This is a genomic window from Shewanella sp. SG41-4, from assembly GCF_014164505.1.
GTDB lineage: Bacteria > Pseudomonadota > Gammaproteobacteria > Enterobacterales > Shewanellaceae > Shewanella.
Genome location: NZ_JACJFI010000039.1, coordinates 1 through 25,064, shown reverse-complemented (window position 1 = coordinate 25,064; position 25,064 = coordinate 1). Strand labels below are relative to the sequence as shown.

Sequence of the window (25,064 nt, the reverse complement as noted above, 5' to 3'; positions counted from 1 at the left end):
GTATTGTGGAAACCGCCAAAATAAATGGTCTAATCCCATTTGATTACATCATGGTTTGCCTTGATGAACTGTGTAAACCAGAACCCAATATCGATAGCTTGTTACCCTGGAATTTTAAACAGTAGCTGTGGTTCGCTAGACGGTTACTGTCATTGCCGTACTCTTGGGGATAAAAGAAAAATTTGAAGGGCGATCACATGGCCCACAAAAAAACAAGGGGTTTTCAATGATTTGGCAAACAAATGGTAACACAACAAATTTATTTGTTAGTCTCACCGAGGGAGGAAAGCCAGCTAAGGGGGTTCCTATTTCTGGAATGGACGCGATGATGCTTGGTCATATGTCATGTGTTCAGTACATTAGAAACTTTCCCGGATTAACATCTGAAGCGTGTATCCGAAGCTTAGAAATTATGAGTCGCCACAACGTTTAATTCGATTGACTTCATAAAGGTTAAAACATAGCAGCAGAACCTTCATCCCACATTCGCTTTTCAACTCTTAACCGTTCGAGTCGCCACTCTTTGGCAAAAACACATACCATTGGTTTGTTGTGTTAGAAATCTCGATGAGTAATCTTGACTATGAGATTAATAGTCAAGATTACGGTTGGGTATTGAGTATATATTACTGCTATGGCCACTCTGTCTAAGTCATTTATTTCGGTGTCACAAATTCAATTATTCTGGCTCTGCATCATCGATTGATAAATTCATAATTTCTATTTATCCAATGGATTGCTCTTAGGGTTAAATGGTTCACCATGCAGATCTAAATTCATAGCAGCGGTAACAAGTGATATACACTCAGATGCTTTTATACCCAGATAAATTATCAGTATTCCGCCTAGGACAATTGGTACACCAATGTAAATAAATGATAAAGGGATCCCCAAAACAATAAGCATAAGACCGTAAGCGTAGGCAGATAAAGATGAAACAGATTTTATTGTCTGTGTCGTTTTATTATAAAATGAACAAACTTCAATAACCCCATTTTTTTGAAAACCACTCGCAATCACTTCGTCACCATCAGAAAGAGGGAGGCCATCCCTTGATTTATACTTGCACACTTTACCATTAACTCTGAAGTAAGTATGTTGATGCGTTTCTATCCTGCCCGAAACAATTGGCCCTCTTGCTGTCACCTCACCAACCGTTTCACTGGTATTGCTGATTTTCGAGACTTCACCTTCTATCGTCTGAATGTCAATAAACATAATAACCTCATGAGTTTTATAAGGGATTAAAAATTGTTTTGTATATAAATCAAGGAAACAAAATTAATGTCACTTAGACCTAGCTTTAACATTTTATCTTTATAAGCCAAGCTCCATTTCATTTTTTTTACTATCACTCTCATAGCAGCTATCTTTTTTGCAGTGAGGACATGTCGCATAACGTTTGCAACCGCCAGCACCTTTCGGGAATAGAGTAAGACTTACATTACCAGAAATTGGAAATTCAAGTTCACACTCTGGATAAGGGCATTTTATTTTTTTATTTCCAATTCTCTTGCACATTTTTATTGTCATTTTTATTACCTTTATTCAAAACTAGCCTGCATCTTTATCTGGTGACAACTCGGACATTAAACTCCCATTAAACGGCCATGGTATCCCTCCTTTGCGGCATAACTCCCTTAGCTCAGGCTCGAGCCTCACAAAATGCCTTTTAATCACAGCGTTCGCTTTTGCTGCTCGGATCCAGTCTTGTTCCTTTTTTCTAAAATTTTCTAGTCCTTCATTAAGATTTTTTTCTTTCTCAAGAAGACCTTTTGCCTTGGCATCATACCCTTCGATTGTGAATTGGATCTGTTCAAGCTCTATACGCTTACTATTTACCAATTCATTTAACGCCTTATTATCCTCGATGAGATCATGGTGTTCAGCTTTTAATTCACCAATAAACCGCTCTCTCAATCGCTCAAGATGTTCAAGATTTTGGCGGTCTAATTTTATTAAATGATTTTGCTCTAATTGTTGCAGCGTGTTTAAAAATGCAGATTCTGCCGCGTCAACGTTAGTATTTCGAACAAACTTAGTTTGATGTATCTCATTCCTTATTACCGACAATCGAGTGGCTGCATCATTAATTCTTTTCTTACATTCCTCATACCTATAACTGTATGAGTTAATATAGTTAACCAAGTAATTAGCATCATTATTAAGTATCTTATTACTATGAAGTAATTTATTGTTTTCTTCGATTATCTTTTTAGACTCAGCCCTCTCGTGGTCTTGAATTCGCATAGCAATATCGCCAACCGGTGCGACAGCCAGCCAGGCACATAAAGTTCTCTCAAGATGTCTTTCGATGTCTTGATCTGTAACCCTATCGCCTACCGGCGTAAAGTCACTAAAATCTAACTCCACCACTGAAACATTTGCTTTTTTATAATCAATTCGTTTCTGTAAATCGACTTCGTGAGTAACCTTTACCTCTATTAGCACTTTTTCGCCCGAGCAATACCCCGTTACATCAGGAATGCGCTTCGTCGGCCTCAAGCTTTTTTCTAATTGAATATCGTCAAAATGAATGACAAACGATGTTGGGCGAGTAAAACCAATTGGCACTGTTAACTTTCTATGTCGATCAAGATACTCTTTGACCTTCATGTGTATCTCACTTTCACCAGACCACTGACAATTGTCCGCATCATTTTCCTTGTGATGTGAAAAATGCCATTGTTTTATAGCCCCTTGCCTAGCTTTCAGTTGACCGCCACAATCTAAGCAAAAGCAGTTACAACCCAACCCGTTTTCAACATCATCGATACAAACGATTTCTCCACTACCGCTTTTTGCGTATGTCATTTTTACTGCGTTAAGTTGAGCCATGGCAAACCTATATTGTTAATCGCTTTAACTTATCGTGATCAGCACTAAGGAATTTTTCACATAGTCATTTGAACGAAATGTAAACGATATTCCATTATGATTAATAACACATTCATTCAGATGTATTGCATCAGGATTAGCTATTAAAGCTTCTTTAACCAACTGATTACACCAACTGCTAATACCATGCTCTCCATCAAATTCATTTATAAATTTATGCATGTAAAGCGTACTAAGTCTATCGATCGCATGAAGCGTAATATCAAATGTCACCCCTAATACTTCACTATCAATATAATTTCTGCGAGCCAGCTCTGCAGCAGCTAAATTCTTTTGAATGCGTGTAGCTTTTGAATGAGATCTTATTGATTTTAATTCTCTGGCCCTAAGTCGTGTATAGCGTTGGCCTCGATATACAGGCAATGTGCACAACACATTATGCGTAGAGCATTCTTTTTCTGTGTTTTGGATGTCTGTGTCTAATACTATTTCCATTTTTGCGTTCCCTATCTGCGGTTGATAGAAACATTTTCTCACTGGACTTTAAACCGGCAACCACCCTACTCGGCACCCTTTTCTTTAAAGTTTTCGTACTGTTTTTTAAAGTCTTGGTTCATTTTAAAATATACGATTGAGTCGTTTACTGACTTAATGACTTCGAACGAACCTAATGAACCATGAAGAAACGATTCATTTGCAGGTAATAGTGTAAATTCAAACTCATATTCAATCTGCCCTTGGTTACAAAGCTCTAATTTAACTTCTTGGGCCACAATTTCAATTTGAGTTACCTCAGACCGCTTACCGTTCTTAAGTAGGTATTGATCTGTTATATCGATACCTTCTATTCCTTTCATCTTGTCATTGCAAAAACCTTCTGCAGCAACCCATTCACCAGTAGCTTTCAGCCTTAATTCAGCCTTATGGCCTTCAGCTGCTTTCATGAAGTAGCTGAAGGCTAACCCTATGAGGATAATTCCAGCTATCACTATCGATGATTTGATCAATTTAGTGTTCATACACTCCCTCGTTTGAGATAAGCCCGGAAAATATATGTTTGTAGCACTGAATGAATGTATTAATCATGTAGTAGATGTGTCTTTTTGTAACTCCACCACTCATATGAATATCGACCCGATACACTGAGGTTTGTGAGCTTGAGTCAATTGTATAAAGGCGACCAATTTTTGTGTTTTGGTTAAACTTTGAGATAAAATCTAAATCAAACCCAATCGGCAATGTTGCCATGACGCAGAAAAAATCTTCCGCACTTTTTGCAGACCAGGTGTTGTTACTAAAAAACAACACTCTACCAACATCAATCTCGATACTAAACATAGCGTCATCTGGTGATAGTGATTGCTTGGCATTTGAAAAACTAAACTCATTAATGATATTAATTAGCTCTTGAGTTGTTAATTTTTCAAATACTTCAGCCGATATAATTTCAGGTATTTCAGAGTTAACCTTTTTAGCGAGTAGTACCTCTGCCAAAAAATCATCTTGTTTACTGTTCATGTGAATTCCTAGAATATTATGGCCAGCCATAGCAGGCCCAATGCGATTATGGGTTCCAACAACCCACCTGATGTACAAAGCTTTATGCCAAACCGACCCTGATGTGGCCAGAATAGCGGTATACCGCTATCGGATATAAAATCTGCCAGTAAATGCGAAAAATACCCAATGCCAAAGGCCATAGCCAATGGCGTGGCCCACGTATCATAGCTTAATGCCCAAGCTGTTAATACAAATGGCCATACCGAGTGCGTTATCTGTCTGTGTCCAAACAATCCAGCAAGTGGAAGCGAAATAAAGAGAAATCGCTTCCCTATTGTTGAGCTAGGGTGATCTAAATCAGGTAATAAGGAACCCGCAAAAATGAGAATCAACACCACCCACAACGGCATGGCAAAGTTCACATATTTCACTGTGAAAATTGCCACCGCAGCTGTCACAATTAAGTGATTGCGAAACATCATCGCTAATTAACCATATCCAGCAACGCTGATTTAATATCAGCTTTTGGTGTCTCAACCGGCACAGTTGAAGATTGTGTAGCTTGAGCCACTGGCACCGTCACATCCGATAAAATCATGTTCTGCTGTTGCATCAACTCTAGTTTTCGCTCATGGTCTCGGTCATCATCTTTAGCTTTACGATTGCGTTTAGCTTCTAAACGACGTTCTAAGTCATTAAACGCCTCTGATTCACGTGTATCTTGTGAATCTAACTTCATGCTTTGAAGCACTTTATTAAATTCATCATATGGCAGCTTTAACAAGCTATAAGCCTGAAACTGACCATCAGGTAACACTTGGATTTTTTGATCTATCATGTCGTAACCGACAATAGGTACAGAATCCACCAATTTATCGATTAGAAATTGGCTAGTTTGCACCAGTGTGCCCATGCCATTTTCACGTTCATAAATTCGCTCTGAGCCTGAAAGCTCTTGTCGATAGTTTTTCGCTAATTCAAACTCTGCCTGTAAACGCGCCTTCTTCAACGCGTGATGCATATCTTTTGATGATGCCGCACCAACACCCACTATTCCCATGCCATCATTTTTAGGCGGATTTAAATACCACTCAGGCACACTATCTAACTTTGCTTCAGCATCAGATACCGCTTTTTCTTGCATGTCCTTTTGGAGTTCTACATATTTTTCCACTGGATCTGAGGCGCAACCTGTCATAATTACAGCAATACATAAAAGTGTTAATTTATTCATTGTTAATCCTTAAATTAATAAAATTCAATTTCTCTGCTTTGGTACCGCAAAAGCTTCCCTGACATATCTTTCCATTGGTATGTATTAGGATTGAACTCCTCCCGCTCAACACTAAATGACACTTTCACCCCATTCCCCACAGCCTTTTCTGGCATGTATGCCGATAGCGTTATGTCTTCAGTTAAAATGTTGCTTATATTAAGTTTGAATTTTTCACTGCCTATGTTGATCCTTAACCAAAATGCTGTATTGGAAAGCTCTTTAAAGGCGGTCGTAAAAACGTCTGAGTTATCTGGAACCATTGCCATAGGTTTTTTATTTGTATACCCCGTTTGATAAAACGCCATGTTCTTATATGCATATTTACCCGATCTACCACATTCGATGTCATCAGTGTCATTGATAAAGGCTCTCGCTCCTGGTCTGTAATAAGGCAAAAACTCAAACAACGAATCTCCACAATATTTAGGCCTTAATAACTCTTTAACTGCCTTTTTTTGCGAATGACTTAATTCAAAAGCTTCGCATCCGTAAAAGAATTTTTGACACAGATTCAATGATTCTCTTGATTGAACCGATGGAAACCAAGCGTCGGTCATATCACCTTTGCGATCTATGCTAACCCGGACCTTAAACTCCGCAACTGAGTAATCATGTGGAATGATATCAATAACTTGGTAATTAATAATCGGATTGGCCATAAACGGGAAAACAAACATTTCATATGCGGCCTTAATTTCAGCACTGAGCTTTGCCTGATTTGTCGTGCCTTCTTTATGAGCTCGTAAACGCTGCTTGATTACGTCACCATCAATTACACTCATCGAGTTATTTAAAGCCGCGTAGTAGTCGGTCACAACAATAGAATCAAGATTGCTTAACGTGATGTTATGTTTCATCTTCTCTAACACACTCGATAATTTTTTGTATTCATCTGATAGTTCATTTATTGTCGATTCCAGTAACCTTTCGCGCTTTTCACTCCCAAGCTTGGCCTTCATTGCAGATACATCTACTGATACATCTGCTGTAACTCTCAATATAATTCGATCACCTTCAACACTTCGTAAGTGCTTGGCATTGAAAACACGCACGTTCGCCCCTTGTGCTATCAAGCCTTTTTCTACGATTTCGTCTGTTCGGCTATCGTAATGAGTATTGTGACTCACAAATTTAGGTGTCATCGTTACAGCGTTTATCTGTAACATTGATTCTGCTCTGCGAATCGCTTCATCCATGGTTTCATCGTCATTCAAATACACTGACACTGATAATGCTTTGTACTCATAAATATCTTCACTGGACGCTTGTAACTGAAAACAGACCACCAGCAAGAAAATCAAACATCTAATCATTGACGCCCCCTTAACTTATTGAACCTATATACCAACATTTTTACTATCCACCGATTTTTTCAGCGTCTATTCAGTACGCGCTAATTTTTAAACCTATTCTCCCACCCAAACTAAAACGCGCAACCGCATACTAAGCAATTGAATTTTATGGCAGTTGCGAGTTTATTGATCCGTGGGATGATTTGATTAAATAAAGCAATCTGAGGTTAGCTATGAATACTGCTCTGAAATCACAAACATCTTCTTGGCATGATTATATACAGCCAGCGTATGACGATAACGGCAAGCCAAACTTCCTTAATAGTCATGGTGAAGTGCTTGAAGGGATTTATACCGATATGCCTAACGAGGTTTATCATGCTTTAGATGCTCACAGCTCAACAGGCATTAAGACTTTCGCTAAAGGACGTCACCATTACTTTCGTCAATATCTCTCGAATATATGCCGCCTTAGAACCAAGCAACAGGAATTCACCTTTGATGCGGGTACTTACGGACACATGCTTGTATTGGAACCCCATAATTTCCATGGTAACTACATGAGAAACCCTGTTCCTGAAGACTTTCCTGACATTGAGCTAATAGACTCTATCCCTCAATTAAAAGAGGCGCTAGCAAGTCGTGGATTGGCCGTGTCTGGTGCTAAAGCGGCATTAATTGAACGATTATATGAAAGCGACCCAACGTTACCGATTTTTGAAAAGCTACGCGAAAAAATGATTTGCGAGTTTTTAGATCAACGCTATAAAAATTACCTTCGTACTGATGCTGAACTCGATGATATGGCAAAATTTTATGGCATAGATGTCTCGTTAAACAGAGAAGCAAAAATAAATGCGATCGTAGAAATTAGTCCAACACAACCTATCTGGGAAAAGCTTATTGCGACACATGTCATTGACCATATCGTTTGGGATGATGCTTTTAGGGTTCAAAAATGCACACGTGCTCACCCGAAAGCTGATTGGTTGTTGAGTGATGGCTATCCAGAACTATCTATTATCGCTCGCTGCCCGAAAACGGGTTTGCTTTTAAAGATACGTTTTGATTGGCTTCGCAATGACGCTATTGCTGTGGATTTAAAAACCACGCTTTCGACCAACCCAACTAAATTTGGTTATCAGGTTAGAGACTTGCGATATGACTTGCAGCAGGTTTTTTACTGCTATGTGGCAAATTTGGCGGGAGTACCAGTCAACGTCTTTGCATTTGTTGCAACAGAATACAAGGATGCTGACAACTGTGAAACGTTCGAACTATCTCAACGAAAAGTGGAAGAGTCGAAAGAAGACCTGTTTCAATATTTGGAAGAATTTAATGAAGCGTTAACGACGGGTAATTGGTATGGACATGATAAAAGCCGTTCTACTTGGGTTATCGATGTCTAGTTGCCTGTTTTAAAACCTGAATTAAATTAGTTATATTGCTAAGGAGCTTTCTATGAACACAATTCCATTCCAACATGTTTTCTCTCAACACTTTGCTTACTTAAGCTCTCAAGCTTTTGATAGCTCATTTAATTTAAATGAAGAAATCAGTTATTTAAATCAAATAATATTTAACTCTCAATCAACAACAGCCCCTATGTCCATGGCCGCTGACTGGTCTGTATTTGACTTGTTGTTGAATTTAGCTCGTTTAGGGTTATCTCTTAACCCGGAGAAAAAGCTTGCCTATGTGCTTCCTCGTTATGTCGAAACGGGTGAAATGGCGCTAAAGCTTTACCCAGGATATCGCGGTGAAATAGCTATTGCGACGAATTTTAAAATTATTCAAAACACCATGTCTACATTGGTATACGAGAAGGACCAATTCAAAGTCCAGGTGGCAACGAATGACGTTGAGCATTTTGTGACATCATTGTCATTAGATCCCAATGTAAGAGGTGCCTGTTCTGGTGGTTATTGCCGAAGCGTATTAACGGATGGAAGTGTGCATGTTGCGTATATGAGTATCGAAGAATTAGATGCGATTGCTCAAAATCAAATCGAAATGAATATGGGAAATACGCCATGGAACTCAATTTGGCGTTCAGAAATGCGCCGAGTAGCTCTATACCGACGCGCAGCTAAAGATTGGCGAAACATGATCACCGCCTCTAATGAAACTAAGTACGCATTATTATCAACAGAATATTAGGATTCCAGTCATGAACACAATAAAAGCTACTCTAACTAATTTTGCTGATGCATTTGCAACACCTTTGGACACACAACAACACGATGCTATTGCGCAGCTGGTGAACGATTCGTTAAACACGCGCTTTCAATTTGGTCACGAGTTTTACACGATGAAAGATGTTATTCCTACATCGCTTGTTGATGCCGTAGCGCCATACGTTGATTCTGGATTGGAGGTAAATAACCAATTAGTTGAGTTAGAAGCAAGATATAACGAATCAAAATTTAGCTTTGAATTTGAAATTAGCCACACGTTAAGTGGTTTGATTGACATATTAATTGAGCAAACATCCATTTCGAACATACAGATAAACGCTGTATACGAAAATGACACATTAGTTATTGATCATGCTAACCAACAAATTAATCATGAGGTATCAAATGAACCAAGTGAACTACATGGCCTTTACTGCATAATTGATTTAGACAATGGCCAATCTTTCTTATCGCAGATGTCAGCTGATGAGGCCAAACAAGCGATGTGGGCCAACACGAACGATAGATTGAATGGCGTCAATCCATATTCAACCAACTCAAAAAAGTTGATGTTCTATAAAGCCTCTTGCTTACGTCGTGGCCTTAAAACTATTTCAGCTTTTAATAACTGTGGTGATTTAGCGTTAGTGGCCACTTTATTAAATTTACATGACCGTCAATTTAATAAAGCCAAAGCACTGCGTAAAGTCATGCCAATCAATAGTTACAAGTTTCGAGGTTGTTCAAAGCAACCGAGCACAATAGACCTAATGTTTAAAGCAGAACAGGGTAGCGTGGTTATTCCATTCAACTCAAATTCTATTCAGACAGAAAAAACAACTAAGACAGGAGCGCCGCAAACCAAATTGCTAACCGAGTTTTATGATGAAGGAATGCAAGCTTGGAACTCAGATACGCTCGGTGTAGGGTTTTAAGTATGAAGTCATATAAATACATTGAAAAGCTAGTCGTCATGCAGCACCCGGACTCAAAAGATCTTATTCGTTTAATGATTGAACATGACGGGCAGCAAACTTATGGTCTGCAACGTTCAATCGTTAATAAAGGCAAGGTGCGCCATTTTTATAACAAAAAATTATGGCACTCTGCCTACAACGTTAAATTAGAGCTGGCTCGGCGCATATCAGACTATGAAGATAAAGGGTTCGATGTTATGACCGAAATATCACTCCAGCACAATAATATCGGCACAATACCTGAATTTTTTTATTCAAAAAAATCGATTAATGCCGGTGACAAAGCAGTGTCAATCGAACCTACTGACGTGCCTATTTTTGTTGATTGTAGCTTTCACAAGCTTTCAATTCGAGACTTACGCTATAACACTGAGATTGTAGATGAAGATTTGATTGCTTTTTTTAACACCTTAAGAAAAACAATCGAATTTTTACCTTTCACAATGGTGTCTGTGTGGTCTAATAATGAAATAAAAGTGCTATTGCTCGACTATCACTCTAAACCTAAGCCTAAACATGGGTTTAACTATCTGGCTAAGATGGCCACAACAGATCCAATGGTGTTTGTCGTTACTGACTGCACAGTACAAAATTCTGTTATAAGCAATGACACGCTCAGCGAAAGCTGTGCTGTATTAAGCGGTGATTCGCTCACATATCATTTATCTTCCAAATGGAAGTCAGCAAACGTGTTCTTAGAAAAGCATCCTCACATGACCAGTTTTAAAGTCTACTGCATGGATTCTGGCGTTTATAGGGAGATCTTAACGGATGTCATGCTTAATGAGGTAGACCGCTCTTGTAATGCAGAAATATTATTCACTCACGTTGAAAATCAAATCTCTAACGTAACATTTGTTCGGTCACTTGGCTTTCACGTAACAATTTCTAATGAAAAGGTGTTTTACCTACATAATTAACAACCAGATATAGTAAGTTTTTATGTTATTTTATTTGTAATTCATTGATATTTTTAAGGGGTTTTATATGTTGTTTTGGATTATATTGTTCATCGTCATTTTTTTAGCCATTAATGCCGTTTCGAAGAATAAGGCTAAAGCCGAACTGCAGCGCGCAAAATCGGCAATTCAAAAATGTCGTGTTTGCCCAGAGTGTGCAGAAGACATAAAAGTAGAAGCTAAAAAATGTCGTTACTGTGGTGTCTCACTCATGCCCGTTACTGAGGATGAGCAGGCCCAAATTGACAAAGCTTATTCGTTGGAAATCTCAAAACTTGAGAATATGAACACAACACAGCCTCTGAACAAGAAATATCAAAACTCGGATGGTTGGAAGTAATCTTTGATAATGATGTGACAGAGGCGCTTTTTCTGACTTATACCGATTATTAAATCAGTTTATCATCTACTTCATTAAACGTCCCCGATAGGTATCTTTTCGAGGACGCTTACTGCTCGACTCTTTTCGAAAAATCATTTTCCTTGTATCTTGTTGAAATAACTAAGTTATAAATTTCACTTTCAAATAGAATCAGAGAATTAGCAGAAAAATTACCATAATGTCGCTGAACCTAAACACTGACATAACCGCATATAAAATAACAATCACTTAGCTGAATGATTAACCCATACTTTGACATAAAATAAACCCATAGTCTGACAAATCGAAACAACGCTTAGTGACTATAATGATGAATTGTCATTTTATTACAACTGAAAGCGTATCTCTTGCAAACTCATTTTTAAACAGAAATAAGCTAGGATTCAAGCTATATAGTTGACTGTAGGTATTAGGGAATATATGGCAGTGGATATACGATAACGAGACTGTAGAATAACTCTAACAGTCAAACTCAATGAAAAATGAGCTCATCAAATCAATACTAAGCGCTTTTAAGACACTAGGTAATGCATTTGGAACCCTAAAAAATGGCTACTTTTGAATAAAAAGAGAAATTCTACAGCCTCAACGCCATATTAAGCGGACTAAAAGTGTTGGGGGTAACGCGCATCAAAGCTGAAGTTAACAAACTGTTTTAATTACATCTTTAAATTTCCGCGTTTATATTTAAACTGCATTGGTAATGACAAAAAGCAAGACAGTTAAGCCCACCGAGTAACAACTTAACCGCAAGCCATCATTGGCGTGTTCATTATGAATGTCACCAATCGATTTTACTGGAGACTCTCTTTCATAAATTAAACGCTCCTCTATTGAAATATTTAACTTGATATAACGATAAAGCACAAAGCCCGCACCCGCGAAGGATAAAATTAAGCCCTGCCAACCTGAAGCACACCATGGAATAAATGCACAAAAACCCAGTAGGTAATATAAAAAATACAATTGATTACCTAAGGGGAACTGGATAATTTTTAGAATTATTTTTTCCCGCTTGCTTTGAGGAACCCGTTTCGTATAAAGCAAGCGATTCTGAGCATCAATACTCATATTCGCACAATCTAACTGTATACGATTGGATGTGATTTTTGCTTTTCTTTTATTAATATCCACTACCACACCAATAAATAAACATAACTGTAAAAATGCCAACCATAAATAATCATGATAAACCTTTCAAATATCTCAGGGCAAGAGGATCCCAATAGCATTGAGGCTGTTGAAGAAAATGACGTGAGCTAGCTCATGGCCTTTCTCGTACATCTAACCGATAAGGATATTGGACATATCATTATGATGTAGAGAACATCATTGACCATGCCACAACGACATTTGTGAATCCATTCACATCAGATTCCCATCTGAAGCGTTAGCATTTTCACTATTTATTACAAGATGTTCCGAAGCAGGATGCAAACGAAGTAAAAGCTGGATCTGATCTCAAGCGGACCTCGGAAATATTACTGCATGTGTAAACATGTAAGATGGCTTTATTAGGGATTAGCCTCACGAAGGTTTAATATGCGTGTAATTGCATAAACAATCAATATCAATAACACACCATGCTGCCATCAACTGGAATGGGCTAGTTACCTTTTCAGGGATTATTTGTGGTCCTGCCATTACTTAGTATTCCTAACGCTTATTGAACGGCTCGCCAAATAAAATCGACCGATTAAGTTATTGATTAATATCATCCTAAATTTGCTATCTCATTGATGTAAAGCGATAAGATAATCGCTTTACATCAAAAAAACGAGATCACTAAAGTAAAATGTTCACAAATTTGGTAGGTGAATTTATTTAACACAATATCAATTAGTTATGTTTGATTATACAATTTATAATTGCTAATTTAGACTTATTTATTAGCTTGTTCGACTTTGTATTAAAATAAAAAACCAACGATTTTGTTAGGATTTCTCAATAAACGTTAACTACCAATAACACTATTAGCATTAAAAATCATTGACTTTAAAATCATCAGCTTTAACACTAACTAATACAGCGTCACCTCGATAAATGGCATCGTTATATTTAAGGCTTTACCTATTCTTATCAAGCTATTACCACTGTACTGAATATTAACAAGCTAGTTTAGAGGCATACAACGCTGCGCCTACCGCTGGACTATATAATGGATCATTCAATGTATACTGAGATGAATAGTGACTTAAAGCTTTGAGAAAAGGTTGCATTATATAATCACCGGCATTAAAAACCCCACCAGAATATGAAACATTAATATTCTCATTCTCAGCATAATTTAACGATAATCTTACACCCTCAACCATACAGGCAAGCTCTTCTGCAGCTTCATTAAAAATGTCTTGTGCATATTGGTCTCCTGCATTTGCAGCTTCACAAACAAGCGCTGAAAGCGTCGCTACTTTACTGCGATCAGATTTCCATTCACTGAGTACTATTGCGGTAATGTCTAAATCATAGTGTAGCTCGAAACGAGATTTTACTATTTGTTAAAGAGGACCTTTTTTACAGCGGCCATCACTCATTTTGGTAAATGCTTGCAGTCCTTTGCATCCAATCCAATAAGCCGAACCTTCGTCACTGAAAATCTCTCCCCAGCCACCACAACGCGCATGATGATCACCCTTAACACCAAAGGCGATCGAACCTGTTCCTGCAACAATATTAATCCCGTCGTTACTGCCAAATGCGGCCGCCCAGCCATTGACCATATCGTTGTCACAGCGATATTTTTCAGGGTTCATAAACCCCGATGGTAAAGCATTCATCTCGCTAAGCAGTGCACTGTCTTCACCAAACGCTGGGAGGCCAAAGAAAGCATATGTAATGTCATCAACGGATGCATTGACTTGTTTAAGCAATGCGTTAACGCCGCGTTCAAGCACTGCCCTTGCGCCATCCATCCCAACTTCAATGTAATAGCAAGTTCCCGTTTCATAAGTCGCAAGTACGTTATGCTGCAAATCCAATAGTACAAATGCGGTTTTGGTTCCGCCACCATCAACCCCTAAATAATACAAAATATACCTCCACTTCTGTGCCGCTGATCTATAAAGCGTGAATGTTTACACCCTGGACGACACGATTAATGGTGCCTGATGAACTCGGATTATCTGGTGTATTGCCGATGGCTAATGCATGTTCAAAAGCGTAAATTTGCGCACACGCTATATATGGAAAAAGTAAAAATACATCATCAACAGTTTCCATTCCCTGTAACGCCAAACAATCTGACGCAAGTAAATCATCACCAACCTGAGCGTTAATGACCACGATTTCACCCACTTCAGAATCCGCTTTAAGTTCATTAAGTAACTCAATATCATACTTTCTCGTTAAGGGATGATTTGAGATAAACAACATCACTAAGGTCTTGTCATTCACAATCGCTTTAGGACCATGACGAAAGCCTAACGGCGAATCAAAACTTGATACAGCCACACCGTCGGTAAGTTCAAGCAGCTTTAATGCACCTTCTCGAGCTAAACCTTTAAAAATCCCGCTGCCTAGGTAAATAACCCGTTCAAACTTTTTATTGGCGATATTTTTTAATGCTTGGTGATGAGTTGATATCAATGATTCAGTGGCAACAATACTCTTTTGAAACTGTTCTTTAAAATCAGCTACTGGATAAAACAGATATAATGCACTAAGCATCATTGAACTAAAACTTGATGTCATCGCAAAACTCATGTCATTAGTTTCTGGAGGCATCAACAAAGCCAGTTTATTTTTACCTGTGCAGCGCTTAAATAACTCACCTTCTGCATTACAGGTAATGGCAAGTTGATAGCACTCTTTAATTGATGCATCAGCATAATCAACAGAAGCAACACTTTCCGGGCTATTACCAGAACGAGCAAAAGAGACCAATAATGTTGGTACATCTACTTGAAAGTAATCATGTGGATTTGAAACTAAGTCGGTTGTAGCAATAGCTTCAACGCGTTTACCTAATTTTGCCGATATTGCAGGTGCAATACTTTCACCAACAAAAGCAGATGTACCAGCGCCTGTGAAAATGATGCGTAGATTAGGTTTGGCTAAAATGGGATCTAAAAAACGATCAATTTCTGTTTTCTTTTCAACTAAGCTCGCTAAAGCGCATCTCCAAGACATAGGCTGTTGCTGGATCTCTTTTGCTGTCCAGTAGCCATCTTTTTCTTTTAAGACGTCCGAGGAATAGTTCAAGTATGTCATGGTTTATATATCCTTATTTACAGCTTCAACTGTCTTATTACACGCAATAGAATATTGCTCTAATACTTGCGAGATTTTGTGAAAAATTAACTCACGCACATTCATACTCAATGTATTATCCATAACAGCTTGATACTGTGCAGGCATATACTGGCTGAGTAAAGTCAAAGGTGGGGGAGTACAATTCAAATTATCAATTAGGATGTTCAACGCAGCGTCTACAGCAGGTACAGGCCAGTAATAACGAATTCTATCGCTCAGGCTGTATTGGCAATCTAAAGCTTGTTGTTTTGGTTCGGTTGAATAGTACTTTTTCCAATAAACAGGATTATCATTCATCGCCTGCAACAGAATAGCTTTAACATTTGATCGCTGCTCTGGTGTAATCCATTCTTGCTCTATTGCATCTAACGCCCAAATGGCTTCGCGTAAAGCAAAGGTCAACCACGGCCCTACTTTCAAAATAGCAAAATGCCCATCGACCAAAGCACTTAAATGCGCGGTAGATTGGTAATCAGTAGAGTGTGCTTCAAAAACCATATGTGTGTTTGATTCAATATACTGACTTAAGGCTTGAGCCTTAGCTGGTTGAAATGGAATAATTTTATGATGATCAAACTCGACCCCCGGTTGCACAACCAAACCGATAATACGCTGCCAAGCATTTTTTAAGCCTTTCCCCATAAAGGCATCATAATGCACCTGAATAGTTTCACTTACAGCCTCAACAGATGTCACCTCAAGGCTATCTAACCCTTCTTGGGCACCACCAGGTACAGGGACTTCAGTTCCAATCACGTAAACAGGTGGCTCACCACCCACTTCACTCCAAGTATTCTCGGCAACCGCGCATAACCGCGCTGCTCGTTCAGCGACGATGGCATCCCCCAATGGAACAGGATCATCCGCACACGACATAGAGCAATCTAAATGAATTTTTCTAAAGCCAGCTCTTACATAGCAGGCAATAAGTTCATCCGACTTGACCATTGCCTCTTCAGCGGGCAAATCTTGCCAACAATTGGGACCTAAGTGATCACCGCCCAAAATAACTTTATCCAATGGTAAGCCAACCTCACCCGCAAGCATATGAATCATAGCGTAAAAGTCAGCAGGAGTTTTTCCTGTATAACCGCCTTCCTGATTAACCTGATTTGATGTGGCCTCAATAATAACATGCTCACCTTTGCTAAGCGCATGCTTCATGGCAGCTTCTAACACTAAAGGATGAGACGAACACACTGAATAAAGACCGTTTTGAGCCCCCATCTTATGCTGCTGAATTAAACCTAGTAGTACTTTCAATTGACCTCCTAATGAAGCGTTAAAACAAACGGGCTTGTTAACAAACTAATTTGGATTATGAAACAAACGAAACCACAAGTAAATACATTAGGTTTCATTTTGTTTTCATTGCTTCTTTAAAACACAGTAATTGAATTAAAAATTAGCTATAATGTTAAATATTAGTAATTATGTTTCATTTTATATTGACATATGTTTCGATGTTATACAGTATGAATTCGCTAGACAGTGAGAATGGCACAAAAAAATCAATTCAATATTTATTACATATAAAAATTCAAATAGGTGAAAATATGAACACGAGGATTAGCTTTAAAAAAACACTATTGGCGCTAGCAATAGTTACCGCATGTCAGCAGCAAGCTATAGCTGAAGATGTAGAAGGTGACTCAAATATAGAAGTCATAAGTGTTACAGGTGTCAGGGGGAGTTTAGCTAAATCATCCGACATAAAACAAGAAGCCCACTCACTAGTCGACTCAATTGCATCAGAAGAGCTTGGACGCTTTCCAGATGATAACGTTGCTGATTCACTTTCGCATATTGCTGGTATAACCGTCAGTAGAACGCGAGGTGGTGAAGCACAATATGTAAACATACGTGGTCTAGGTCCCGAGTTTAGTGTTGTAACACTTAATAACCGTATTTTAGCCACTGATGATGGCGGCCGTAATTTTGCTTTTGATGTATTACCTTCGGAAATGATTACCGGTGCAAATGTTTGGAAATCTGTTCAAGCAAAAAATATTGAAGGGAGTATTGGTGGTGCCGTTGACTTAAAGTCTGCACGAGCCTTTGATAACCCAGGACAACATGGTTTCTTATCTGCGACTGCAGATTACAATGATCTTTCTGAAGATACAGGAAAGAAGTTTAATGGTATTTATAGCAATACCTTTGCTGATGATACTGTGGGTTTCAATATTGGCGTTACACATGCTGAAGGCACAAAACGTACAGATGAAATGTATGACAACTATACTTTCGGTGTGAATGACGGTTTATCTTATGATGTGAATAAAGATGGTGAGATTACAGATGATGAAACCAATTTAGTCATTCCTGGATCATATGCATTAGGCGTGTATTCAACAGAATTCAAACGTACTGGTATAACATCCTCATTCGAATGGAAACTATCTGACCGTTTTGAACTCGTTGCAGATGTAATGTTAACCAAACTAGAAGCTGATGCTACCGGTTATTCCCAGTCTTTTTATATGGTCGATGAAAGCTCCGCTCAAGACCGTTTATCAAATATCGTCCTTGACGGAAATGTTGTTACAGCCATGGATATCGCAGATGTATCAATGGAGCTCGTGACACTGGATGAACATAGAACGGTAGATACCAGCTTATTTGGACTTAACGGTACATATTTCGCAACCGACAACCTAACACTTAAAGGCGATATTTATAAATCTCGCTCTGAACGTGATTCAGGTGGCAAAAACACCTATGTTGTGGCCGGTTCACCTGGTACACACACAGGACATTATGAATTAAACTCTGGTGGTCTACCTGATTACGTTGCAAATTGGACTGAAGGCCGATCGTCGGATGACTTTGGTAATGATGACTTTTCTCCACACTGGGCAGCGCGGGACGGTAGTGATATTGAAGATACTGTCACCGGTTATAGTTTCGATGGTGAGTTATTACTCGATTATGAATATATGTCCAAAATTGAATTTGGTGCAGCATATACTCAACGTGATAAAACCAATAAAGCTTATGACAATTATGAGCTAGGTGCTTGTAACTATTGTGGTTATCCTTTCACTTTTGGTGAAGTTGGCGCAGATGTCACAAGAGCTTTCCCTTATGATAACTTTTTCGATGGCGACTCAGCAAATATCCCCCGCTCGTTCCCAATATTTAGTATTCCAGATTATGCAGCAGGTTTAGCCGCATCAGACGGACAAACATTGACTGATTATCTCGGTAACGTTAGAACGTTTGGTGCAAATGAATCTAGTTTATGGAACCCAATATATAATCCAGTTAACTCATACGACATAACTGAAAATACTACTGCTATATATGTTCAAGCAGATTTCGCGGGTGATGAATGGTTTGCCAATGTTGGTTTACGTTGGATCGACACGCAGGTCACCTCAAAATATGCATACAATTCAATAGAATCAATCGATATAGTAAACCCCGATGCTGCAAATCCATCTTGGGACGTTACCTATTCCGACAGTGCAAGTCAGGAAGCTAGCGGCAGTTATCGAAAACTGTTACCTGCTGTGAACGTTGGATATTACCTCTCTGATGATTTGTTATTAAGAGGCGCTGTAGCCCAATCACTGTCAAGACCGACACTTGATCAATTAGCACCATTGACAACCGATAATGCTCAGTCAGGAGTATTTACCATGGATATTAGTGGTAACCCAGCTATTGAGCCTGTTTACTCAGACCAAGCAGATATGTCTTTGGAATGGTACTTTGAACCAGGTGGTGTATTGGCAGGTGCTATTTTTTGGAAAAGTCTAGACGGATTTATCACCTCTAATACCACCCAAGTTTCTATTGCTGGCGAAACGTTCCTAGTAACTCAACCAATAAACGGAGATACAGCCGAAGTACTTGGAGCGGAAATAAGTTTACAGAAATTCTTTGAAAATGGATTTGGTGTAACGGCAAGCTATGCATATACAGATACCAGTACCAAGGTTGATGGTGTCGATGCTGGTCCACTTGTTGGCGTTTCTGATAATTCTTATTCTTTATCATTAATTTATGAAAAAGATAAAATCAGCTCTCAAATTGCGTTAGATTACTCAGGCGATTATGTAACGGATTCTTACAGCCCTTTAGGTGATGATTACCAAACCTCAATGGATGAACAGTACTTCGTAACAGCCTCTGTTAACTATGACATAACAGAAAACTTTACAGTCTTTCTAGAGGGACAAAACTTACTGAATGAGTCAAATATGACCTTCCAAGGAAGAGATGACATGCCAGGCAACATACAATTGTATGGCAGAACATTTAATTTCGGGATGCGGGCTACATTCTAAGTTAATCAATAACCCATAAAGGCCTATGCGAGAGCATAAGCCTTTTTATCTTATCCAATAAAATATTAACGCCAACATAAAAAGAGATATAACAATGAAAAAACCTTGGCTATTTTACGCAATTGCAGTCACCTTAATGTGGGGACTTTGGGGCGCCTTAACGGCAATGTTGTCTAACGGCGATATCCCATCAACCATCATTTATGCTATTTGGGCATTCACTATGATCATTCCATGCATAGTGGCCTTAAAGTTAATAAATTGGAAACTAGAAACTGACAAACGCTCAATAATACTCGGCTGCACCATAGGTTTATTAGGTTCTGGTGGGCAAATGTTATTGTTTTATGCAGTAGATACTGGCCCGGCATACCTCATATTCCCTATTGTATCGTTATCACCACTTATCACTATTGTACTGTCCTTTTTGTTACTCAAAGAACGCACCGGAAAGTTAGGCACCGCAGGCATTATTCTTGCGCTAATAACCCTACCCTTATTTGAATATTCAGAAGGCAATAGCTCAAACGTTCACGGCTTAATGTGGTTCATACTTGCCTTATCAGTTATGGCCGCGTGGGGATTACAAGCTTATTTCATGAAGTTTTCAAACAATCACATGAGCGCCGAAAGCATCTTTTTTTACATGACTGCCACGGCGTTACTGTTAATTCCTGTCGCATACTTTATGACTGATGCTCAATCACTAAGTCAGTTTGATTTTAGCTCTATACCGTCAATTGCTGGCGTTCAAATACTTAACTCCATCGGAGCTTTGTGTCTGGTTTATGCTTTTCGCTATGGCAAAGCAATGGTGGTATCGCCACTAACCAACGCTGGTGCGCCACTTATTTCATCGGTATTAAGCATTATTTTATTGGGTATCGTTCCCGGTGACTTTAAAATTTTAGGCATAGCACTCGCCGTCATTGCCGCTATTTTATTGGCGATAGAACCTGAAGAAACCAAACAAAGCAGCTAAATTAGCACCCATTAAATCGAACAAAGTGAGGGCCCTTTGAAAACACAATTATTCGCTATTTCCGTACTTACCTTAGCATTGGCTGCTGTCTCAGATGTTAACAGCGCAACGCCGAGTACGCATTACACAATGGACGATTATTATGTGGTGCAAAAAATTGATGCGCACGTACATGCAAACAGCGCATCGACTGCATTTATTGAACAAGCTCAGCAAGATAATATAAAACTACTGTCTGTTAATGTTGACTACCCTGATTTTCCAAACATTGATAAGCAAGCCACTATTGCTCAACAATTTGCTAAAAACTACCCAGAGGCATTTTACTTTGCGACCACATTCTCAATGCAAGGCTCTGACACGCCTCAGTGGCAAGGTGACGTCATTAAGCGTATTGATGATGCGGTCAAAGAAGGTGCTATTGCGGTAAAAGTATGGAAAAACATCGGCATGGACTATCGCGACCAAGCAGAAAACTTGGTGATGATTGACAGCCCTATTTTTGACCCTATCTTCAGCCATATACAACAAATTGATATTCCCTTAATAGGTCACCAAGGTGAGCCGAAAAACTGTTGGTTGCCGGTCAGTAAAATGACAGTCAATAATGATAAGCAATACTTTGCTGCTCATCCTCAATACCACATGTTCCGGCACCCAGAAATGCCAAGCTATGAAAAACAAATGCAGGTGCGCAATAACATGCTCGACAAACATCCTGATATGCATTTTATGGGCGCGCATTTGGCCAGTTTAGAATGGAGTGTGGATCAAATAGCGGCCTTTTTAGATGCTTACCCCAAAGCAGTGGTTGATATGGCTGCCAGAATGGGCCAAATCCAATATCAATCTAATTTCGACCGAGAAAAGGTGCGCAATTTCTTTATTCGCTATCAAGATCGTATTTTATACGCCACTGATTTAACTCACTCACCCGAAGCCAGTGACGAACAATTGAAACTAGAAGTTCATAAAAAGTGGCTCGAAGATTGGAAATATTTAAACACAGAGCTATCGATGGAAGTACCAGAGGTTGACGGCGAAATAATCGGTTTAGCATTACCTAAAGAGGTGATTAACAACATATATTATGCCAATACTCAGCATTTCTTCAACATAGAGCCGGTTAAATAAACCTAATATGTATATTAATTCAAGAGCTTATAAAATGAAAAAACATTACTTATACAACATATTTATGTGTATTGTGAGCGCCAGCTTCTTAGTCAGTTGTGCGCAACAATCCAGTGTAACATCTGATGAAGATATCATCGTTTACAGTGTCGAATCTCCAGAGATTAAGATCGAATTCAACAAACAGTTATACAGCCGTGTTTCAGCAACGATACATGGTAATCAAACTAAGCTAGATGAGTTTCAACCCAGCGAATACGTGGTAACTCACGATGGCAAACGTATTACTGAGTTTACCTTTACAGATAAAAAAACGAGCAACATTAATAACGAATTAGGCCAAGGCACCCAAGTCGAAATAAATGGTATATCCGCTGAAGGACTAACAAAAACAACCATCGTCAGTACCTATCAACGTTACCCTACCATGGCCTTTTTTGAGGTTAGCTACACCAATACTGGTGCAGATAATATCAAAATCACTAAGTGGGTTAACAACCATTATGCGCTAATACCAGGTAATTCAACCTCAAACAGGCAACCAGCATATTGGTCATATCAGGGTGCCTCCTACGAGGATCGTAGAGACTGGGTCACACCAATAACCCAAGGCTACAGTCAGCAAAACTACATGGGAATGAATGCTTCAGACTATGGCGGAGGGACAGCCATTGTTGACCTATGGCGCAAAGATATCGGACTAGCTGTCGGACATGTTGAAACATCGCCGAAATTAGTGTCATTGCCGCTCAAATATCCACAAGATCAAACCGCTGCGACGATACAAATTGAACTTGAAAAAAACACCGAACTTCAAACTGGTGAAAGCCTCAAGACAGTACAAACGTTCGTCAATGTACATCATAAAGATTATTACGCGACCTTAAAGAATTATCGTAATGTAATGGCCGATAAAGGCTTAAAAATGGCCGATATACCCGACTCTGCTTACGATCCGATTTGGTGTGCTTGGGGCTACGATCGCAACTTCGATGTTGATGAAGTTCTCGGAACCTTAGAAAAAGCCAAAGAGATGGGCTTAGAATGGGCCGTATTAGACGACGGATGGCAAACCGCTGAAGGTGACTGGTATCTTGATCGTAAGAAATTTCCTAACGGCGATAAAGACATGAAAGCTTTCGTGTCAAAAATTCATCAAGCAGGCTTAAAATCAAAACTTTGGTGGGCACCACTGGCTGTCGACCCAGGCACTGACTTACTTCATGACCACAGCGATATGCTATTACTCGACGAAAATGGCGCAGTGCAAGACGTCACATGGTGGAATAGTTTTTATTTATGCCCAGCATACGAAGGAACCATTGAATACAGCAAAGCATTAGTTAGAAAAATTATTGGAGAATGGGGCTACGAAGGCTTAAAAATTGACGGTCAGCATTTAAATGGTGTCGCTCCCTGTTACAACCCGGCACATAACCATGCATACCCAGAAGAGTCAGTTGAAAAGCTAGCCGAGTTTTGGGAAGAAATGATTAAAACCGCCCAAGAAATCAATCCCGAAGCAGTAGTAGAGATTTGCCCTTGTGGTACCTCTTACGCGTTTCATAACTTACCTTTTATGAACCAAACCGTGAGTTCAGACCCTTTATCATCATGGCAGATCCGCCATAAAGGCAAAACCTTGAAAGGCTTAATGGGTGAGTCATCACCTTATTTCGGTGATCATGTTGAGCTCAGTGATAACGCTAATGACTTCGCTTCATCTGTCGGTATTGGCGGAATCGTCGGAACTAAATTTACGATGCCATCATCAACAGGCACTGCGGCAGAGTTTGCCTTAGATGCTGAAAAAGAAAAAGTCTGGGCTAAATGGATTGATATATATAAGAACAAGATGTTACCTAAAGGGATTTATTTAGGTGAGCTGTATGACATCGGTTTTGATTTACCAGAAACCCACACCATCCAAAAAGACGATCGGATGTATTACGCATTTTACGCCAAATACTGGAATGGTGAGGTTGAGTTACGAGGTTTACAAAAAGGAAAATATCAAATTAAAGACTATGTTAATAATGTAGAACTCGGCACCGCAATAGGCCCAGTAGCAAAATTAGACGTTAATTTTACCGGTTATCTATTGCTAGAACTCGTGCCGATTATGGGTAAATAATACAATGAGACTAGTGATATTGCTTTTATTATCGGCTTGGTGCTTTTGTGGTACCGCCGCCCCTTTAGCGGTCAATGACACGGCACCAGAGTTTTCGTTGTCAGCACTTGATGGCATAAATAAAGTCGTGCTCGATGATTATAAAGGCAAAGTCGTCTACCTAGACTTTTGGGCGTCATGGTGTATTCCATGTCGCCGTTCTTTCCCTTTTTTGAATAAGCTAAAAGCACAATATGCCGATAAAAAGTTTGAAATCATATCGATTAATCTCGATCAAGATGCAAGCGATGCGAAGCAATTTTTAACCCAATATCCTGTTCTTTACCCTGTTGCTCAAGGGTATAACAGCGATATTCAAAGCTTATATAATGTTTTAGTGATGCCAACGGCATACATCATTGGCAAAGATGGCATAGTTCGTATAAAACATTTAGGTTTTAAGGAGTCTCAACAAGCTTATATTGAAGCCATAGTCGACAAACTTGTTTCAGAGTTTTAGGTCGCAAACGAGGAAATAAACTTCAATAGGCTCCTGCTTTATCCAACAAAAGCGAAACTTTTTAGTGGCTAAACGTTTCGTTTTATATAACATATGTTCCATTGTTTAATATAAAAACGTAAATGAAGGTAAAAATGCGCGATACAAGCCACAGGCGAGAACAGATAATCCGAATGTTAAAAGAGTTAGGAAGTGTACAAGTTTCACATTTGACATCCAAATACCAAGTATCTCCTGTCACTATCCGCAAAGATTTACGTTTTTTGGAGCAACAAGGCATTGCGACTCGCTCATATGGTGGCGCACTGCTGAAAAAAAATATCCTAATCGACACCGAAATCACCATTGATCATAAACAGACACTCTAC

General features: G+C 39.1%; 24 protein-coding genes and 1 pseudogene. 12 read left to right on the top strand and 13 right to left on the bottom strand.

The genetic code is table 11. The annotated features are described in order from the left end of the window. The coding region (locus tag H5202_RS06130) for a transposase domain-containing protein (protein ID WP_182771282.1) at window positions 1–125 on the top strand (125 nt) is incomplete at its 5' end. A 595-nt stretch (window positions 126–720) separates the two neighbouring features. Here H5202_RS06130 and H5202_RS06125 read toward each other — a convergent pair. From H5202_RS06125 to H5202_RS06085, 9 genes are all read right to left on the bottom strand, one after another. Next, window positions 721–1,218: a hypothetical protein gene (locus H5202_RS06125; protein WP_182771281.1), complete on the bottom strand. Its 498-nt coding sequence runs from the start codon at window positions 1,216–1,218 to the stop codon at window positions 721–723. 99 nt (window positions 1,219–1,317) lie between these two features. After that, window positions 1,318–1,533: a hypothetical protein gene (locus H5202_RS06120; protein WP_182771280.1), complete on the bottom strand. Its 216-nt coding sequence runs from the start codon at window positions 1,531–1,533 to the stop codon at window positions 1,318–1,320. Window positions 1,534–1,554: 21 nt separating this feature from the next. Continuing rightward, window positions 1,555–2,838, bottom strand: a complete 1,284-nt coding sequence (locus H5202_RS06115) for a competence protein CoiA family protein (RefSeq protein WP_182771279.1) — start codon at window positions 2,836–2,838, stop codon at window positions 1,555–1,557. A 24-nt stretch (window positions 2,839–2,862) separates the two neighbouring features. Continuing rightward, window positions 2,863–3,333: a hypothetical protein gene (locus H5202_RS06110; RefSeq protein ID WP_182771278.1), complete on the bottom strand. Its 471-nt coding sequence runs from the start codon at window positions 3,331–3,333 to the stop codon at window positions 2,863–2,865. A 65-nt stretch (window positions 3,334–3,398) separates the two neighbouring features. Next, a complete protein-coding gene (locus H5202_RS06105) occupies window positions 3,399–3,857 on the bottom strand; it encodes a hypothetical protein (RefSeq protein WP_182771277.1) in 459 nt (152 codons plus the stop codon). Continuing rightward, window positions 3,847–4,356, bottom strand: a complete 510-nt coding sequence (locus H5202_RS06100) for a hypothetical protein (protein WP_182771276.1) — start codon at window positions 4,354–4,356, stop codon at window positions 3,847–3,849. The genes H5202_RS06105 and H5202_RS06100 overlap by 11 nt, the downstream gene beginning before the upstream one ends. An 8-nt stretch (window positions 4,357–4,364) precedes the next feature. Further along, window positions 4,365–4,820, bottom strand: coding sequence for a metal-dependent hydrolase (locus tag H5202_RS06095; RefSeq protein WP_182771275.1), 456 nt, complete (start codon window positions 4,818–4,820; stop codon window positions 4,365–4,367). A gap of 2 nt (window positions 4,821–4,822) precedes the next feature. Next, window positions 4,823–5,572: a hypothetical protein gene (locus tag H5202_RS06090; RefSeq protein WP_182771274.1), complete on the bottom strand. Its 750-nt coding sequence runs from the start codon at window positions 5,570–5,572 to the stop codon at window positions 4,823–4,825. 14 nt (window positions 5,573–5,586) lie between these two features. Continuing rightward, the gene (locus tag H5202_RS06085) at window positions 5,587–6,927 is read right to left on the bottom strand and encodes a hypothetical protein (protein WP_182771273.1); all 1,341 of its coding nucleotides are present in this window, start codon (window positions 6,925–6,927) and stop codon (window positions 5,587–5,589) included. 212 nt (window positions 6,928–7,139) lie between these two features. On the opposite strand from H5202_RS06085, the gene H5202_RS06080 reads away from it, so the two are divergent. The 5 genes from H5202_RS06080 (at window position 7,140) to H5202_RS06060 (ending at window position 11,359) form a co-directional block, all read left to right on the top strand. Further along, window positions 7,140–8,315: a PD-(D/E)XK nuclease-like domain-containing protein gene (locus tag H5202_RS06080; protein ID WP_182771272.1), complete on the top strand. Its 1,176-nt coding sequence runs from the start codon at window positions 7,140–7,142 to the stop codon at window positions 8,313–8,315. Between the two features lie 52 nt (window positions 8,316–8,367). Beyond that, window positions 8,368–9,066, top strand: coding sequence for a recombinase RecT (locus tag H5202_RS06075; RefSeq protein WP_182771271.1), 699 nt, complete (start codon window positions 8,368–8,370; stop codon window positions 9,064–9,066). Window positions 9,067–9,076: 10 nt separating this feature from the next. Next, window positions 9,077–10,018 carry a hypothetical protein gene (locus H5202_RS06070; RefSeq protein WP_182771270.1) on the top strand — a complete coding sequence of 314 codons (942 nt, stop codon included), beginning with the start codon at window positions 9,077–9,079 and terminating at the stop codon, window positions 10,016–10,018. Window positions 10,019–10,020: 2 nt separating this feature from the next. Beyond that, window positions 10,021–10,980, top strand: coding sequence for a hypothetical protein (locus H5202_RS06065; RefSeq protein ID WP_182771269.1), 960 nt, complete (start codon window positions 10,021–10,023; stop codon window positions 10,978–10,980). A 67-nt stretch (window positions 10,981–11,047) separates the two neighbouring features. Next, window positions 11,048–11,359, top strand: a complete 312-nt coding sequence (locus tag H5202_RS06060) for a hypothetical protein (RefSeq protein WP_182771268.1) — start codon at window positions 11,048–11,050, stop codon at window positions 11,357–11,359. 729 nt (window positions 11,360–12,088) lie between these two features. On the opposite strand, the gene H5202_RS06055 is transcribed toward H5202_RS06060, so the two are convergent. From H5202_RS06055 to H5202_RS06040, 4 genes and pseudogenes are all read right to left on the bottom strand, one after another. Further along, on the bottom strand, window positions 12,089–12,535 hold the full coding sequence (locus H5202_RS06055) for a hypothetical protein (protein ID WP_182771267.1): 447 nt from the start codon (window positions 12,533–12,535) through the stop codon (window positions 12,089–12,091). A gap of 971 nt (window positions 12,536–13,506) precedes the next feature. Further along, window positions 13,507–14,430, bottom strand: a pseudogene (locus H5202_RS24175) (N-acetylglucosamine kinase). 28 nt (window positions 14,431–14,458) lie between these two features. Continuing rightward, on the bottom strand, window positions 14,459–15,610 hold the full coding sequence (locus H5202_RS06045) for an SIS domain-containing protein (protein WP_182771266.1): 1,152 nt from the start codon (window positions 15,608–15,610) through the stop codon (window positions 14,459–14,461). Between the two features lie 3 nt (window positions 15,611–15,613). Then, on the bottom strand, window positions 15,614–16,915 hold the full coding sequence (locus H5202_RS06040) for a D-tagatose-bisphosphate aldolase, class II, non-catalytic subunit (protein WP_182771265.1): 1,302 nt from the start codon (window positions 16,913–16,915) through the stop codon (window positions 15,614–15,616). 293 nt (window positions 16,916–17,208) lie between these two features. On the opposite strand from H5202_RS06040, the gene H5202_RS06035 reads away from it, so the two are divergent. The 6 genes from H5202_RS06035 to H5202_RS06010 all read left to right on the top strand — a co-directional run. Next, window positions 17,209–19,947 carry a TonB-dependent receptor gene (locus H5202_RS06035; RefSeq protein ID WP_182771264.1) on the top strand — a complete coding sequence of 913 codons (2,739 nt, stop codon included), beginning with the start codon at window positions 17,209–17,211 and terminating at the stop codon, window positions 19,945–19,947. Window positions 19,948–20,041: 94 nt separating this feature from the next. Beyond that, the gene (locus H5202_RS06030; RefSeq protein ID WP_182771263.1) at window positions 20,042–20,929 is read left to right on the top strand and encodes a DMT family transporter; all 888 of its coding nucleotides are present in this window, start codon (window positions 20,042–20,044) and stop codon (window positions 20,927–20,929) included. A gap of 36 nt (window positions 20,930–20,965) precedes the next feature. Then, a complete protein-coding gene (locus H5202_RS06025; protein WP_220493781.1) occupies window positions 20,966–22,063 on the top strand; it encodes an amidohydrolase family protein in 1,098 nt (365 codons plus the stop codon). A gap of 34 nt (window positions 22,064–22,097) precedes the next feature. Then, window positions 22,098–24,197, top strand: coding sequence for a glycoside hydrolase family 36 protein (locus H5202_RS06020; RefSeq protein WP_182771262.1), 2,100 nt, complete (start codon window positions 22,098–22,100; stop codon window positions 24,195–24,197). A gap of 13 nt (window positions 24,198–24,210) precedes the next feature. Beyond that, window positions 24,211–24,696 (top strand): redoxin family protein, encoded by a 486-nt coding sequence (locus H5202_RS06015; protein WP_182771261.1) that lies wholly within the window; start codon window positions 24,211–24,213, stop codon window positions 24,694–24,696. Between the two features lie 134 nt (window positions 24,697–24,830). After that, window positions 24,831–25,064 (top strand): DeoR family transcriptional regulator (locus tag H5202_RS06010; RefSeq protein ID WP_182771260.1); only part of this gene is annotated, 234 nt, incomplete at its 3' end.

Bases quoted from the DNA above. Each gene is read 5' to 3' on its own strand.
- H5202_RS06125 (WP_182771281.1), bottom strand. From the start codon at position 1,218: ATGTTTATTGACATTCAGACGATAGAAGGTGAAGTCTCGAAAATCAGC.
- H5202_RS06120 (WP_182771280.1), bottom strand. From the start codon at position 1,533: ATGACAATAAAAATGTGCAAGAGAATTGGAAATAAAAAAATAAAATGC.
- H5202_RS06115 (WP_182771279.1), bottom strand. From the start codon at position 2,838: ATGGCTCAACTTAACGCAGTAAAAATGACATACGCAAAAAGCGGTAGT.
- H5202_RS06110 (WP_182771278.1), bottom strand. From the start codon at position 3,333: ATGGAAATAGTATTAGACACAGACATCCAAAACACAGAAAAAGAATGC.
- H5202_RS06105 (WP_182771277.1), bottom strand. From the start codon at position 3,857: ATGAACACTAAATTGATCAAATCATCGATAGTGATAGCTGGAATTATC.
- H5202_RS06100 (WP_182771276.1), bottom strand. From the start codon at position 4,356: ATGAACAGTAAACAAGATGATTTTTTGGCAGAGGTACTACTCGCTAAA.
- H5202_RS06095 (WP_182771275.1), bottom strand. From the start codon at position 4,820: ATGATGTTTCGCAATCACTTAATTGTGACAGCTGCGGTGGCAATTTTC.
- H5202_RS06090 (WP_182771274.1), bottom strand. From the start codon at position 5,572: ATGAATAAATTAACACTTTTATGTATTGCTGTAATTATGACAGGTTGC.
- H5202_RS06085 (WP_182771273.1), bottom strand. From the start codon at position 6,927: ATGATTAGATGTTTGATTTTCTTGCTGGTGGTCTGTTTTCAGTTACAA.
- H5202_RS06080 (WP_182771272.1), top strand. From the start codon at position 7,140: ATGAATACTGCTCTGAAATCACAAACATCTTCTTGGCATGATTATATA.
- H5202_RS06075 (WP_182771271.1), top strand. From the start codon at position 8,368: ATGAACACAATTCCATTCCAACATGTTTTCTCTCAACACTTTGCTTAC.
- H5202_RS06070 (WP_182771270.1), top strand. From the start codon at position 9,077: ATGAACACAATAAAAGCTACTCTAACTAATTTTGCTGATGCATTTGCA.
- H5202_RS06065 (WP_182771269.1), top strand. From the start codon at position 10,021: ATGAAGTCATATAAATACATTGAAAAGCTAGTCGTCATGCAGCACCCG.
- H5202_RS06060 (WP_182771268.1), top strand. From the start codon at position 11,048: ATGTTGTTTTGGATTATATTGTTCATCGTCATTTTTTTAGCCATTAAT.
- H5202_RS06045 (WP_182771266.1), bottom strand. From the start codon at position 15,610: ATGACATACTTGAACTATTCCTCGGACGTCTTAAAAGAAAAAGATGGC.
- H5202_RS06035 (WP_182771264.1), top strand. From the start codon at position 17,209: ATGAACACGAGGATTAGCTTTAAAAAAACACTATTGGCGCTAGCAATA.
- H5202_RS06030 (WP_182771263.1), top strand. From the start codon at position 20,042: ATGAAAAAACCTTGGCTATTTTACGCAATTGCAGTCACCTTAATGTGG.
- H5202_RS06020 (WP_182771262.1), top strand. From the start codon at position 22,098: ATGAAAAAACATTACTTATACAACATATTTATGTGTATTGTGAGCGCC.